Origin of the sequence: Bradyrhizobium cosmicum (genome assembly GCF_007290395.2) — a bacterium.
Taxonomy (GTDB): domain Bacteria; phylum Pseudomonadota; class Alphaproteobacteria; order Rhizobiales; family Xanthobacteraceae; genus Bradyrhizobium; species Bradyrhizobium cosmicum.
In genome coordinates, this window is the sequence record NZ_CP041656.2 from 617,964 (window position 1) to 631,642 (window position 13,679).

General features: G+C 63.3%; 11 protein-coding genes. 9 read left to right on the forward strand and 2 right to left on the reverse strand.

Annotated features, from left to right (window positions below):
* The first annotated feature begins 173 nt into the window (after positions 1 to 173).
* Both secA and FNV92_RS02860 read left to right on the forward strand, forming a co-directional pair.
* Complete coding sequence (gene secA, locus FNV92_RS02855) at positions 174 to 3,014, forward strand: preprotein translocase subunit SecA (RefSeq protein WP_014439231.1); 2,841 nt, start codon at positions 174 to 176, stop codon at positions 3,012 to 3,014.
* A 278-nt stretch (positions 3,015 to 3,292) separates the two neighbouring features.
* Complete coding sequence (locus FNV92_RS02860; protein ID WP_143842341.1) at positions 3,293 to 4,810, forward strand: PAS domain-containing protein; 1,518 nt, start codon at positions 3,293 to 3,295, stop codon at positions 4,808 to 4,810.
* Here FNV92_RS02860 and FNV92_RS02865 read toward each other — a convergent pair.
* Both FNV92_RS02865 and FNV92_RS02870 read right to left on the reverse strand, forming a co-directional pair.
* Entirely contained in the window at positions 4,800 to 5,234 is a 435-nt protein-coding gene (locus FNV92_RS02865) for a response regulator (protein WP_244623817.1), read from the reverse strand. The genes FNV92_RS02860 and FNV92_RS02865 overlap by 11 nt on opposite strands.
* 94 nt (positions 5,235 to 5,328) lie before the next feature.
* The gene (locus FNV92_RS02870) at positions 5,329 to 5,763 is read right to left on the reverse strand and encodes a MarR family winged helix-turn-helix transcriptional regulator (RefSeq protein ID WP_014439232.1); all 435 of its coding nucleotides are present in this window, start codon (positions 5,761 to 5,763) and stop codon (positions 5,329 to 5,331) included.
* 179 nt (positions 5,764 to 5,942) lie between these two features.
* On the opposite strand from FNV92_RS02870, the gene FNV92_RS02875 reads away from it, so the two are divergent.
* From FNV92_RS02875 to FNV92_RS02905, 7 genes are all read left to right on the forward strand, one after another.
* On the forward strand, positions 5,943 to 7,127 hold the full coding sequence (locus tag FNV92_RS02875) for a substrate-binding domain-containing protein (protein WP_168213381.1): 1,185 nt from the start codon (positions 5,943 to 5,945) through the stop codon (positions 7,125 to 7,127).
* A gap of 164 nt (positions 7,128 to 7,291) precedes the next feature.
* Positions 7,292 to 8,806, forward strand: coding sequence for an amidase (locus FNV92_RS02880; RefSeq protein ID WP_143842340.1), 1,515 nt, complete (start codon positions 7,292 to 7,294; stop codon positions 8,804 to 8,806).
* 36 nt (positions 8,807 to 8,842) lie between these two features.
* Positions 8,843 to 9,700 (forward strand): branched-chain amino acid ABC transporter permease, encoded by an 858-nt coding sequence (locus FNV92_RS02885; RefSeq protein WP_143842339.1) that lies wholly within the window; start codon positions 8,843 to 8,845, stop codon positions 9,698 to 9,700.
* Positions 9,701 to 9,702: 2 nt separating this feature from the next.
* Entirely contained in the window at positions 9,703 to 10,923 is a 1,221-nt protein-coding gene (locus FNV92_RS02890; RefSeq protein ID WP_143842338.1) for a substrate-binding protein, read from the forward strand.
* A 99-nt stretch (positions 10,924 to 11,022) separates the two neighbouring features.
* On the forward strand, positions 11,023 to 12,129 hold the full coding sequence (locus FNV92_RS02895) for a branched-chain amino acid ABC transporter permease (RefSeq protein WP_143846105.1): 1,107 nt from the start codon (positions 11,023 to 11,025) through the stop codon (positions 12,127 to 12,129).
* Positions 12,116 to 12,850, forward strand: a complete 735-nt coding sequence (locus FNV92_RS02900) for an ABC transporter ATP-binding protein (protein ID WP_014439238.1) — start codon at positions 12,116 to 12,118, stop codon at positions 12,848 to 12,850. The genes FNV92_RS02895 and FNV92_RS02900 overlap by 14 nt, the downstream gene beginning before the upstream one ends.
* Positions 12,843 to 13,538, forward strand: a complete 696-nt coding sequence (locus tag FNV92_RS02905; protein WP_143842337.1) for a branched-chain amino acid ABC transporter ATP-binding protein — start codon at positions 12,843 to 12,845, stop codon at positions 13,536 to 13,538. Before FNV92_RS02900 ends, FNV92_RS02905 begins: the two co-directional genes overlap by 8 nt.
* Positions 13,539 to 13,679: the final 141 nt, after the last annotated feature.

Below are 13,679 nucleotides of genomic sequence, written 5' to 3' on the forward strand. Positions count from 1 at the left end.
ATTTTGCTGCGTTTTTGGCCGTTGAACCCAGGCTTGCCCAATTCCCACCCATATGGCGGATGACCCCCGCAGTCCGGGCTCTGGCGCCATCAGGCGTCACGGTGAGTTGATAGGCAGGCGGGTGACAACTTCTTGGCTGCACCGCGGTTGAATCGCGAACACAGGAACAAGGCATGATCGGCGCGCTCGCCCGCAAGTTTTTCGGCTCCGCCAACGACCGGCGGGTGAAGGGATATCAGTCCCGCGTCAACGCGATCAACGCGCTGGAACCAGAGGTCTCGAAACTCTCGGACGAGGCGCTCAGGGCCCGAACCGCCGAGTTCAAGCAGCAGCTCGCCGAGGGCAAGACGCTCGACGACCTGCTGGTGCCCGCCTTCGCCACCGTGCGCGAGGCCGCCAAGCGCACGCTTGGCCAGCGCCATTTCGACGTCCAGCTGATAGGCGGCATGGTGCTGCACGAGGGCGACATCGCCGAGATGAAGACCGGCGAAGGCAAGACGCTGGTCGCAACGCTCGCGGTCTACCTCAACGCGCTCGCCGGCAAGGGCATCCACGTCGTCACCGTCAACGACTACCTCGCCCGCCGCGACTCCGGCTGGATGGGCCAGATCTATGGCTTCCTCGGCCTGACCACCGGCGTGATCGTCCACGGCCTCGACGATGCCGAGCGCAAGGCGGCCTATGCCTGCGACATCACCTACGGCACCAACAACGAATACGGCTTCGACTATCTGCGCGACAACATGAAGTACCGGCTCGAGGACATGGTCCAGCGGCCGCACTTTTATGCCATCGTCGACGAAGTCGACTCCATCCTGATCGACGAAGCGCGTACGCCGCTGATCATCTCCGGCCCGCTCGACGACCGCTCGGATTTCTACAACACCATCGACTCGTTCCTGCCCAAGCTCGACAAGACCGACTACGACGTGGACGAGAAGCAGCGCACGGTGACGCTGACCGAAGCCGGCATGGAGAAGATCGAGGGGCTGCTGCGCGATGCCGGCCAGCTCAAGGGCGAGTCGCTCTACGACGTCGAGAACGTCTCCGTCGTGCACCACATCAACCAGGCCCTGCGCGCCCACACGCTGTTCACCCGCGACAAGGACTACATCGTCCGCGACGACGAGGTCGTGATCATCGACGAGTTCACCGGCCGCATGATGGCCGGCCGGCGCTATTCGGAAGGCCTGCACCAGGCGCTGGAAGCCAAGGAGCACGTCCAGGTCCAGCCGGAAAACCAGACGCTGGCCTCGATTACCTTCCAGAACTACTTTCGCATGTACGAGAAGCTCGCCGGCATGACCGGCACGGCGCTGACCGAAGCCGACGAGCTGTTCGACATCTACAAGCTCGAAGTCGTGGAGATCCCGACCAACGTGCCGGTCGGCCGCCTGGACGAGGACGACGAGGTCTATCGCACCCAGAACGAGAAATACGCCGCGATCCTGGCCGAAATCGAGCGCGCCAATGCGCGGCTGCAGCCGGTGCTGGTCGGCACCGCCTCGATCGAAAAGTCGGAAGTGATTGCCGAGTACCTCAAGAAGCACGGCTACCGGCAGATCGATTTCGGCAGCGAGAATTCGATGCAGAAGCTGTACGCCGCGGCGCGCGCCAACAAGCCGGCGAAGCTGTTCGCCGTGCTCAACGCGCGCTTCCACGAGCAGGAAGCCTACATCGTCGCCGAAGCCGGCGTTCCCGGTGCCATCACGATCGCGACCAACATGGCCGGCCGCGGCACCGACATCAAGCTCGGCGGCTCGCTCGAGATGCGCATTCAGCAGGAGACCGCAGGCATCACGGACGAGGCCGAGAAGGCCAAAAAGATCGAGCAGATCAAGGCCGACATCGAGCATTTCCGTGAGATCGTGCTGAAGGCCGAGGAAGAAGTCGAGATCGAGCCGGCGAAGGGCAGCAAGCCCGCCAAGACCATCAAGAAGCCCGGCGGCCTCTACATCATGGGCTCCGAGCGCCACGAATCCCGCCGCATCGACAACCAACTCCGCGGCCGTTCCGGCCGTCAGGGCGATCCCGGCCGATCGAAGTTCTTCCTGTCGCTGGAAGACGATCTGATGCGGATCTTCGGCTCGGACCGTCTCGACAGCATGCTGCAGCGTCTCGGCCTGAAGGAAGGCGAGGCGATCATCCATCCCTGGATCAACAAGGCGCTGGAGAAGGCGCAGCAGAAGGTCGAGGCGCGCAACTTCGACATCCGCAAGAACCTGCTCAAGTTCGACAACGTCCAGAACGACCAGCGCAAGGTGATCTTCGATCAGCGCGTCGACCTGATGAAGGACGAGAGCGTCGTCGAAACGGTCACCGACATGCGTCATGCCTTCATCGATGACCTGGTCGCCAAGCACGTGCCCGAGCATGCCTATGCCGAGCAGTGGGACGTCGCCGGCCTGAAGGACGAGCTGACGCGCGTGCTAGGCCTCGACCTGCCCGTCGACGAATGGGCCAAGGAAGAGGGCATCGCCGACGAGGAACTGCTGACCCGCATCGAGACCAAGGCCGACGAGCACATGGCGGCCAAGGTCGCGCAATGGGGTCCCGACGTGATGCGTTACGTCGAGAAGACCATTTTGCTCCAGACGCTGGACCATCTCTGGCGCGAGCATCTGGTCATGCTCGACCATCTGCGTCAGGTCATCGGCCTGCGCGGCTACGGCCAGCGCGATCCCTTGCAGGAGTACAAGACCGAGGCTTTCAATCTCTTCCAGGAGATGAGCGCGCATCTGCGCGAGGCCGTTACCGCGCAGCTGATGCGCGTCGAGATCGTCCCGCCGGAGCAGGAAGCGCCGGTGTTGCCGCCGATGGAAGCGCACAAGTTCGACCCGAACACCGGCGAAGACGAAATGGCCGTCGCCAACGTCTCGCTCGCGCCGCAGGCCACCGACGCGGCGCTGCGCGATCCGAAGAACCCTGCCAGCTGGGGCAAGATCGGCCGCAACGAGGACTGTCCGTGCGGCAGCGGCAAGAAGTACAAACACTGCCACGGGCGGTATGCGTAGAGCGGCTTTTCGGCGTCGGTCGGGGCGACGGTTGCGCTGGGCCGACGTCATGGCGCCGCTGAATATGCCGGGAACTCCCTGCAACGATTGATGTTGTGATTGATAGCGTGCCAGGCGGGTGCTCCGCTTGCCTGTCTTGCTGCGGAAAGCAATGCAGTCGGTCGTTGCGGAATTAATTTCTCGTAACGGAATTTTGAGTCGGGCCAGCCATTCGCGACGCCTCCGCAGGATTTGAAGGCTAACCTGGTTGCGCGTGTTAATGGGCTTGAGACGGTTTCATGACTTCCGCAGAGAATTCCACTCCGTCCAGGTCCGCGATCCTCGAGGCGCATGATCTCGAAAATGCCCCGGAGGATGTGGGGTTCGACGAGCTGACGTCGTTCACGGCGGCACTCTGTCAGACCCCGATATGTCTCGTCAGCATCGTCGGCGACACGATGCAACATTTCATTGCGAAGCAAGGCCTCGACGTATCCGGGACACCGCGTGAAACGTCGTTCTGTGCGCACGCCATGTTGGGCGCCGGCCTGATGGTCGTGCCTGATGCCACCAAGGACCCAAGGTTCGCGGACAATCCCCTGGTGACCGGAGAGCCCATGATCAGGTTCTACGCCGGCACTCCGCTCGTGACCGATGACGGATTTCCGCTCGGTTCGCTCTGCGTAATCGATCGCGTCCCCAGAGCCGGCCTGACGCCATTGCAGGAGCAAGGCCTGCGCGTGATGGCGGCTCAGGTCATGACCGCGATGGGATTTCGCAAGAAGACAAAGATTCAGCGGACCAACGAGGCCGTCGCAAAGCAGGCGCTGTCGGAGACAGAGCAGAAGTTTCGCATCCTTGCAGACACGATGCCGCAGATGGTGTGGTCGACGCTGCCCGATGGGCACCACGATTACTACAATGCGAGATGGTACGAATTCACGGGGGTTCCCGAGGGCTCCACCGACGGTGAGGGCTGGAATGGAATGTTCCACCCTGACGATCAGGACGGCGCCTGGGAGCGCTGGCGACACTCTCTGAGAACCGGCGAGCCTTACGAAATCGAATATCGTTTGAGAGCTGCGGACGGCGGATATCGTTGGACTTTGGGACGGGCCCTGCCGATCCGCGATGCGGAGGGCCGAATCACCCGCTGGTTCGGAACCTGCACCGACATCCACGAGCAGAAGCTGCTGATGGAGCAGCGCGAGATGGTCAGCCAGGAGCTGAGCCATCGCATCAAGAACATTTTCTCCGTCATCAACGGGCTGATCGGGCTGTCGACGCGTGTGCACCCCCAGATGAAGGGTTTGGCCGACGAGCTTCGTTCACGCATCATGTCGCTGGGAAAAGCGCACGACTTCGTGCGTCCTCACAGTGCCAGATCCCGGCCGAGCGCGACGCAGGCGACGCTGAAAGGCCTGCTGGACAAGCTTTTGTCCGCCTATCAATCAGACCCGCGGCGTATTCTGATCACGGGAAGAGACTGTCGTATCGACGACCGCGCCGCCACACCGCTTGCCCTGACGTTTCACGAACTGGCGACAAATGCCGCAAAGTACGGTGCTCTTTCGACGCTCGAGGGGCGCGTTGCCATCGACATCAGCGAGTCGGCCGAGGATGTCGTCATTGGATGGAGCGAGAGCGGAGGTCCGACCATCGATCTGGCGCCGAGCGTCGAGGGCTTCGGGTCGAAGCTGATCGAGTTGAGCGTTTCAAACCAGCTCGGAGGGCGTATTTCAAACACATGGAAACCGGGCGGATTGCACGTCGTGGCCGCAATCCCCAAAAGCTCGATGAGCCGTCCTACGCCGTAAATAACGTAATCTCTGCCGAACTGGACCGTTCGGCCTCCCCGCATGCGTGGTGGATCGCCGCCAGGATTGCATCATCGCTGAACGGCTTCCGGATGAATCCGATCGCGGTGTCGGCTTTGGGTGCGATTTGCTTGGGGTTGGCGGTGACGTAGAAGATCTTGGTCCCGTACTTCCGCGACAGTTCGAGCGCGATCTGCGGCCCGGTCAGACCGTCGCGCAAATTGATGTCCACAAGAGCAATCTCGGCCTCCGGACCTGCCTCCAAAGCCTCCTCGCGGTCGGCTGCAATCGCGGCCACGCGATAGCCCGCATCTTCCAGAATGCGTGCAATGTCGGTGGCCACGAAGATTTCGTCTTCAACAATCAATACGGAGGGCGTCATTTGCGACCACGTCAGTAATTCACCCGGACCGGAATAGGACATCGAGCGCAAGACAACCCGAGATCCTCGCTTTTGTTCCCAAATGCGACCCAAGGTAGCAGGTTGAATCCGCAGGCGCGTGCGAAGATGTGCCCGCTCAATTCGAGCTGTCGATCAAGCTCTCCAGCAACCGCTTCAGCTCACTCGTCGACTTGTCGCCATAGCTCTCCAGGATGTGCTCTTCCTGGTCCACCGCGAGTGAGTTGAGCTTCCTGCACAGCACCTTGCCGCGGTCGGAGATGAACATCAGCACCTTGCGGCGGTCGTTCGGGTCCTGCACGCGATAGACCAGTGTGTCGGAAACCATTCGGTCGATCATCTTGGTCAGCGTCGGATGATTGAGCAGCACCGCGTCGGCAAGCTCGCCCATCGAATGGCCGTTGCCATCCGACAGCACCTTCAGGATGCGCCATTGTTCGACGGGAACGCCTTCCTTGCTCAAGCGCAGTTCCAACTGCCGGTTGATCTCCCGGTTGGCCTGCGCGAGCAGGTAGGCGAGGTGTTCGGTGATCGGAGAGTTCGGTTTTGCCACGGCTAAGACTTCGTCTTGACCCAAATGAGTGAATGTCTTGCAATCGATGCTGCTTCTATATGCACTTCAATTCTTGAACATTCAATATTTTCAAAATAGGATCATTGCACAACAAAAGGGCGGAAGCCGCGACCGCCTGCTCATTGTGCTTTCAGGTCTGGTACCGGACAGGAGTTGGCGTGCGCGCGACGGTAAACTTCCCGGCTCACGGCGGTCCGGCGTTGCCGCCGTCCATGCTGTTCAGGAATCTGTCGTCGTCGGCAGCGGATTTCGACCTGTCGCCAATCGACGCGCATTTCATGAAGCGCCGCGGCGCGCGCAACAAGCTCCGCATCGGCAATTTCCTCACCTTCACCGGCTCGCCAGGGATATGGGGTCCGACCTCCACCAACAGCGCGATGCTGGCGGTCGCCGAGATCAACAAGCGCGGCGGCATCCTCGGTCGCGAGCTTGAGCTGTCGATCTACGATTCCGGCGGCCCGATCGACGAGGTCGTGCGGCGCGCCGAGCAGGCGATCGCCTTCGATGAGGTCGATCTCATCATGGGCTCGCATATCAGCGCCGTCCGCGTCGCGCTGCGCGAGGTCACGGGCAACCGCATCCCCTACATCTACACGCCGGTCTATGAAGGTGGCGAGCGCACGCCGGGCGTGATGGCGATCGGCGAGACGCCGCGCTGGCAGAGCCGCCCCGCCATCCACTGGCTCACCGACGTCAAGAAGGCGGCGCGCTGGTATCTGATCGGCAGCGATTACGTCTGGCCCTGGCAGTCGCATCGTTCGGTCAAGCGCTACATCAAGGAGGCCGGCGGCCAAGTCGTCGGGGAGGAGTTCGTCCCCGTCGGCGAGGACAATCACGAGGCGCATCTGGCGCGCATCCGCGCCGCCAAGCCGGATGTCGTGCTGATCTCGCTGATCGGCACCGACAGCATCACCTTCAATCGTGCCTTCGCGGACGCGGGTCTCGCCAATTCGACGCTGCGGCTCGCGGGTGCGATGGACGAGACCGTGCTGCTGGGCATCGGCGCCGACAACACCGCGAACCTGTTCTGCGCCTCCGGCTATTTCAGCGGCATGGCTTCGCGCGCCAATGACGAGTTCCTCGGCGCCTATTATTCCATGTTCGGTCCGCATGCCCCGCCGGTCGGCTCGGTCGGCCAGTCCAATTACGAGGGGCTGCGCTTCCTGGAGACGGTCGCCAATCGGGCCGGTTCGCTGGGGTTGCGTCCGCTGCTGAAGGCGGCGCGCAACACGGTCTACACGGCCGCCCGCGGCCCCGTGACCCTGCGCGACGGCCGGGCCGAGATGCCGATGTATCTCGCCGAAGCTGACGGCCTCGACTTCAAGCTCGTCAAGACGCTCTGAGAGGCGGCCGCACATCCGGCGCGGGCGATTTGCGAAATAATGCTTGAAAAGGAAAATATTTCCGTCTGTAGTATCGACGCGAAGCCGATTGGCCCGCGCTGTGCAAGCGTGACCGGGAGGCTTTCGTCCAAAGCCAGGGACCAAGAAGCCTCAAGGAGAACGCCGTGACCGTTGCCCTTCCCACGCCAGCCCAATTGCGCACCGTCGCCGAGCAGTGCGGCCTCGCGCTGTCCGATGAAGACGTCACCTCGTTTCGCGGCCTGATGCAGGGCTCGATCGACGCCTACAATCTCGTGGGCGCGATGCCGGACGAAGTGCCGGAGGTCAAATACCCGCGCACGCCGGGCTATCGGCCCTCGCCGGAAGAGAATCCGCGCAATGCCTGGTACCGCAAGTCGACCGTGAAGGGCGCTGGCTCCGGCAAGCTCAAGGGCAAGACCGTCGCGCTGAAGGACAACATCATGCTTGCAGGCGTGCCCATGATGAATGGCTCGGCGACGCTGGAAGGCTACGTCCCCGATTTTGACGCCACCATCGTCACCCGCATGCTCGATGCTGGCGCCGAGATCGCCGGCAAGACCCACTGCGAATCCTTCTGCATGTCCGGCGGCAGCCACACCGGTGCGGTCGGCGCGGTGCATAATCCGCACAAGATGGGCTATTCGGCCGGCGGCTCGTCCTCGGGCAGCGGCGTCGTCGTCGCGCTTGGCGAGGTCGACATGGCGATCGGCGGCGACCAGGGCGGCTCGATCCGCATGCCGTCCTCGTTCTGCGGCACCTATGGCATGAAGCCGACCTGGGGCCTGGTCCCCTACACCGGGATCATGCCGATCGAGGTTTTCGTCGATCACACCGGTCCGATGACCGCCACCGTTGCCGACAACGCGCTGCTGCTGGAAGTGCTGGCCGGTGACGACGGCTACGATCCCCGCATCAAGGCGCCCAAGGTCGAGGAGTACACCAAGGCGCTCGGTCAGGGTGTCAAGGGCATGAAGATCGGCATCCTCAAGGAAGGCTTCGAGCAGGTGACCGCCGAATCCGCCGTGAATGAGAGCGTGCGGGAAGCCGCCAAGCGCTTCAAGGACCTTGGCGCCACCGTCGAGACCGTGTCGATTCCGATGCATCTCGTTGGACCTGCGATCTGGACGCCGATCGGCACCGAGGGCATGACCCAGACCATGATGTACGGCGATGGCTATGGCCTCTCCCGGTCCGACCTCTATTCGACCTCGCTGATGGATTTCCATCGCGGCTGGCGCCGGCAGGCGGATTCGCTGTCGGAGACGACGAAGCTGTTCCTGATGCTTGGCACCTACATCAACAACACCTTCGGTCCCCGCTACTATGGCAAGGCGCTCAACATCTCCCGCCGTCTCACCGCCGCCTATGACAAGGCCTTCGCCGAATACGACCTGTTGCTGCTGCCAACGACGCCGATGAAGGCGACAAAATTACCGGAGCCGACCGCCAGCCGTGAGGATTACGTCGCCCGGGCGCTGGAGATGATCTCCAACACCGCGCCGTTCGACATCACCCATCATCCCGCGATGTCGCTGCCCTGCGGCATGGTCGACGGCCTGCCCGTCGGCCTGATGCTGGTCGGCCGGATGTTCGAGGAATCCACCATCTACCGCGCCGCGCATGCCTTCGAGCAGATCGGCGACTGGAAGAAGATGTGAGGGAAGCACCAATGCAGACGGACGGAACAGCAAAGCATGGCTAACGCGTTCGTCGCGGCGTTCGAGATCCTGAGCTTTGGCGCGATCATCGTCCTGATCGTGCTGGGGCTCGGGATCATCGCCAGCATGATGGGGATCTTCAACTTCGCGCAGGGCGAGTTCGTTCTGCTTGGGGCCTACATCACTTATCTCGCCTACGCCAAGGGCATGCCGATCTGGACCGGCATGGTCGCGGCGCCCTTCGTGGTCGGCGCGCTCGGCTTCGCGCTGGAAGCGCTGATCATCCGCCGCTTCTACGCCGCGCCCATCGTGGCGATGCTTGGCACCTATGCGCTCGGGCTCATCATCCGCGAGGCCGTGCGCGGGCTGATCGGCGGCTTCTATCTCACCGTGCCGGAGCCGATCGGCGGCTCCATCGATATCGGCGCCATGCACATCTCGGCCTGGCGCTTCACCATCATCGTCATCACGCTGCTGGTGATGGCGGGCTGCTATCTCCTGCTGTCGCGCACGAGCTTCGGCCTGCGCATGCGCGCCACGCTGGAGAACCCGTTGCTGGCGCGCGCCTCGGGCATTTCAACGCCCCTGATGTACGGCGCCACCTTCGCGTTCGGTTCGGCGCTCGCCGGTCTTGCCGGCGCGCTGATCGTGCCGGTGTTCAGCCTCTACGCCGATCTCGGCCTGCGCTTCCTGATCCAGGGCTTTGTCGCGGTCATGGTCGGCGGCGTCGGCTCCTTCATCGGACCGGTCGCGGGTGCCGGCGTCATCGGCACGCTCAGCGCCGCGCTGCCATGGGTGATGGCGCCCGTCGTCGCCGACGTCCTCGTCTTCGTTCTTGCCATTGTCTTCATCAAATTCCGGCCACAGGGCCTCATCGCTGGAAAAGGGGTTTAAGCATGTTTGCTGATCGTACCAATCTCACGCGCCGTCGTTTCCTCTCGAATTTCGCCTTTGCGACCGGCGCGGTCGCGACCGGCGTCGGCAGCTGGGTGATCCCGGCGCCCTGGGCCAACGCGGCGGAAGGCCCGATCAAGGTCGGCATCGCCACCGACCTCACCGGCCCGATCGCCTATGCCGGCACGGCGGACGCCAATGTCGCCAAGATGCTTATCAAGGACATGAACGCTGCCGGCGGTCTGCTCGGCCGTCCGCTCGAGCTCTACATCGAGGACACCGCGTCGAACGAGTCCGTCGCCGTCGGAAATGTGCGCAAGCTGATCCAGCGCGACAAGGTCGACATGGTGCTGGGCGGCATCACCTCCTCGATGCGCAACGCCATCAAGGACCCGATCGTGGCGCGCGGCAAGACGCTCTACATCTATCCGCAGCTCTACGAAGGCAAGGAGTGCACGCCCTACCTGTTCTGCACCGGTCCGACGCCGGCTCAGCAGTGCGACGAATTCATTCCCTGGCTGATCAAGAACGGCGGCAAGAAGTTCGCGCTGCCGAGCGCCAACTATGTCTGGCCGCACACGCTCAACGTCTACGCCCGCAAGGTGATCGAGGCGAACGGCGGCGAAGTCGTGTTCGAGGAATATTACCCGCTCGACCAGGTCGACTTCTCCTCGACCGTTAACCGCATCATCTCCAACAAGGTCGACGTCGTCTTCAACACCGTCATTCCGCCGGGCGTCGGCCCGTTCTTCAAGCAGCTCTATGAAGCGGGCTTCCTCAAGAACGGCGGCAGGCTCGCCTGCGTCTACTATGACGAGAACACCCTCAACATCAACCAGGCCGCCGAGATCGAGGGCCTGGCCAGCTGCCTCGATTACTTCAAGGTGCTGACCAAGGAGAATCCTTTCGACGCCAAGATCCAGGCGGCCTACGAGAAGGATTTTCCGGGCAACTTCCTGTTCGCCGCCGGTAGCGCCGCGACCGGCACCTATCGCGGCCTGAAGCTGTGGGAAGCCGCCGTCAAGGAGGCCGGCAAGGTCGATCGCGATTCGGTTGCCGCCGCGCTCGACCATGCCAAGATCGCCGAAGGTCCGGGCGGACCCGCCGAGATGGTGCCGGGCAAGCGGCACTGCAAGATGAAGATGTACACCGCGGTCGCCAAGGCCGGTAACTATGAGATCGTCGGACGCAGCGACGGGCTCGTCGATCCCAAGGAATGCTGAGGCGGATGCCGAGGCATTCTCTTCACCTCTCCCCGCTGGGGAGAGGTGAAATTTCCGGCCGACCAAAGTGAACCCAATCCAGAGATGTCTCAACGTGAAATGCCGAAATCGATGGGCGTAGTGGAGCAGGCGGTCCCCGCCGGGATCGGCGGGGAGGCGGGCGTCGCAATGAGTAACGGCGGCACGGCAGGACAGGCGGCGGCGGGACGAAAGATCCTGCCGATCGTCGAGGGCGTCGTGCTCGTCGCGGCGCTGCTCGCGCCGCTGGTTCTGCAGGACTATCTCACGGTGTTCGCGACGCGCGTGATCATCCTCGCGCTGTTCGCGCTGTCGTTCGACCTGGTCTGGGGCTATGCCGGCATCATGAGCTTCGGTCAGGCCCTGTTCTTCGGCTCGGCCGGCTATGGCGTCGCGCTGCTCGCGCGTGACCTCGACATCACCAACATCTTCCTGGTGCTGCCGGCGGGCACGCTGATCGGACTCGCCTTCTCGCTGCTGCTCGGCGGCTTCCTGCTGCTCGGCCGGCATCCCTCTAGCGTGATCTTCGTGTCGCTCGGCACGCTCACCGGCTCCTACGCCGCCGACCGCCTCGCGCGCGGCTGGTACTATCTCGGCGGCCAGAACGGCATTCCTTCGATCGCGCCGATGACGCTCGGCGGTTACGAATTCACCGAAGGCCCTGCTTTCTATTATCTCGTGCTCGGCATTCTCGTCGTGGTCTACCTGCTGTGCCGCTTCCTGGTGCGCTCGCAGTTTGGCCTCGCGCTCGCAGGCCTGCGCGAGAACGAGCAGCGCATCGCCTTCTTCGGCTACAAGGTCCAGCACCTGAAGGCGATCATCTTCACGATTGGGGGCGCCGTCGCCGGCCTTGCCGGCAGCCTCTATGCCTTCCACGAAGGTTTCGTCTGGCCCAACATGGTCGGCGTCGTGGTCTCGACCCAGGTGGTGCTCTATGTGCTTTTCGGCGGCTCCGGCACGCTGATCGGCGCCGTCATCGGCGCCATCATCGTCGAAGGCGTCAGCTTCTGGCTCTCGGACAATTACCGCGACATCTGGCCGATCATCCTGGGTCTGCTGCTGCTGCTCGTGATCCTGTTCCGCCCGCTCGGCCTGATCAGTTTCGTGCTCGGCGAGCGCGAGCGGGTCGGCAGCTTCGGTGCGACACCCAAGACGGCCAAAAAGGAGAAGCGCAATGCCGCTCCTTGAAGCCGCCGGCATCAAGAAGATCTTCGGCAAGCTCACCGCGCTCGACGGCGCCGCGCTCACCGTCGGCGAGAACGAGTTCCACGGGCTGATCGGCCCGAACGGCTCCGGCAAGAGCACGCTGATGAAGTGCATCGCCGGCGCCGAGGTGCCGACGCAAGGCAAGGTCTCCTTCGTCAACACCGACATCACCACGTTCACGCCGACCGAGCGTGCGCGGGCCGGCATGAGCCTGAAATTCCAGATCACCAGCGTGCTGCCGACCTTGACGCTGTACGACAACATCCTGCTCGCGCTGCAGGCGCAGTCCTCGCTGCTCGACCTCGTGTTCTCGCGCACCCGCGCAGCGCTGCACGATCAGGTCATGACCATGCTGACGCAATTCCGCCTCGCCGATCGCGCCTTCGACGCAGCGGCGGCGCTGTCGCACGGCCAGCAGCAATGGCTGGAGATCGCGATGGCGCTCGCCGGCAAGCCGAAGCTTCTGCTGCTGGACGAGCCGACCGGGGGCATGAGCCTGGAGGAGCGCCGCGTCACCGGCGAGTTGCTCCAGCCGATCAAGCAGCACTGTTCGCTCGTCATCGTCGAGCACGACCTCGATTTCATCCGCGACATCTGCGATCGCCTCACCGTGCTCGACCAGGGCAAGGTGCTGGCATCGGGCACCGTGTCCGAGATCCAGGCCAACAAAGCCGTCCAGGAGATTTATCTGCGCCGTGCCTGAATTTTTGGACATCAAGCATCTCGACGCCGGCTATGGCCGCAGCCAGGTCCTGTTCGACGTCAACCTCGGCATTCCCTGGCGCGGCGGCGTCGCCGTGCTCGGCCGCAACGGCGCCGGCAAGACCACGCTGATGAAGACCATCGTCGGCGAGTTGCCGGCATGGAAGGGCGAGATCGGCTTCGACGGCCGCGACATCAGCCGCCGCGCCACCCAGGAGCGCGTCCGCGCCGGCATCGGCTACGTGCCGCAGGAGCATTCGGTGTTCGCGCGCCTGTCGGTGCGCGACAATCTCGCGGTCGGCTCGCTCGCGAGCAAGAAGGCCGACGCTGTCGACCACGTGCTGTCCATCTTCCCGAAACTCGGCCAGCGCCTCGACCAGCCCGCCGGCACGCTCTCCGGCGGCGAACGCAAGATGCTCGCCATCGGCCGCGCCATGCTGGGCGATCCCAAATTGTTGCTGCTCGACGAGCCGACCGAAGGCGTCTGGATCGGCGTGATCGAGGAAATCACCGAGCGCCTGATCGAACTCGCCAAGGAGATCTCCGTCATCATCGTCGAACAGCACCTCGACCTCGCGCTGCGCGTCGCCGACTACGCCTACGTGCTGGACCGCGGACGGGTCGCGCTGCAGGGGCAGGCGGGCGAGGTGAGGGACAATCCGGAGCTGGTGCGGTATCTGGCGCCGTAAGATGCGGCGCGGCTGAAGCGCGCCGGCCTTACTCCGATCTCGACTGTCATGCCCCGCGAAGGCGGGGCATCCAGTACGTCGCGGCCTATCGGTTCAATCACAACCGTTTCTGAGTACTGGATCGTCCGCTTTCGCGGGCGA

What these genes read in the sequence shown, in the direction of transcription:
- secA (WP_014439231.1), top strand. Translation starts at nt 174, where the DNA reads ATGATCGGCGCGCTCGCCCGCAAGTTTTTCGGCTCCGCCAACGACCGG.
- FNV92_RS02860 (WP_143842341.1), top strand. Translation starts at nt 3,293, where the DNA reads ATGACTTCCGCAGAGAATTCCACTCCGTCCAGGTCCGCGATCCTCGAG.
- FNV92_RS02865 (WP_244623817.1), bottom strand. Translation starts at nt 5,234, where the DNA reads ATGTCCTATTCCGGTCCGGGTGAATTACTGACGTGGTCGCAAATGACG.
- FNV92_RS02885 (WP_143842339.1), top strand. Translation starts at nt 8,843, where the DNA reads ATGGCTAACGCGTTCGTCGCGGCGTTCGAGATCCTGAGCTTTGGCGCG.
- FNV92_RS02890 (WP_143842338.1), top strand. Translation starts at nt 9,703, where the DNA reads ATGTTTGCTGATCGTACCAATCTCACGCGCCGTCGTTTCCTCTCGAAT.
- FNV92_RS02895 (WP_143846105.1), top strand. Translation starts at nt 11,023, where the DNA reads ATGCCGAAATCGATGGGCGTAGTGGAGCAGGCGGTCCCCGCCGGGATC.
- FNV92_RS02900 (WP_014439238.1), top strand. Translation starts at nt 12,116, where the DNA reads ATGCCGCTCCTTGAAGCCGCCGGCATCAAGAAGATCTTCGGCAAGCTC.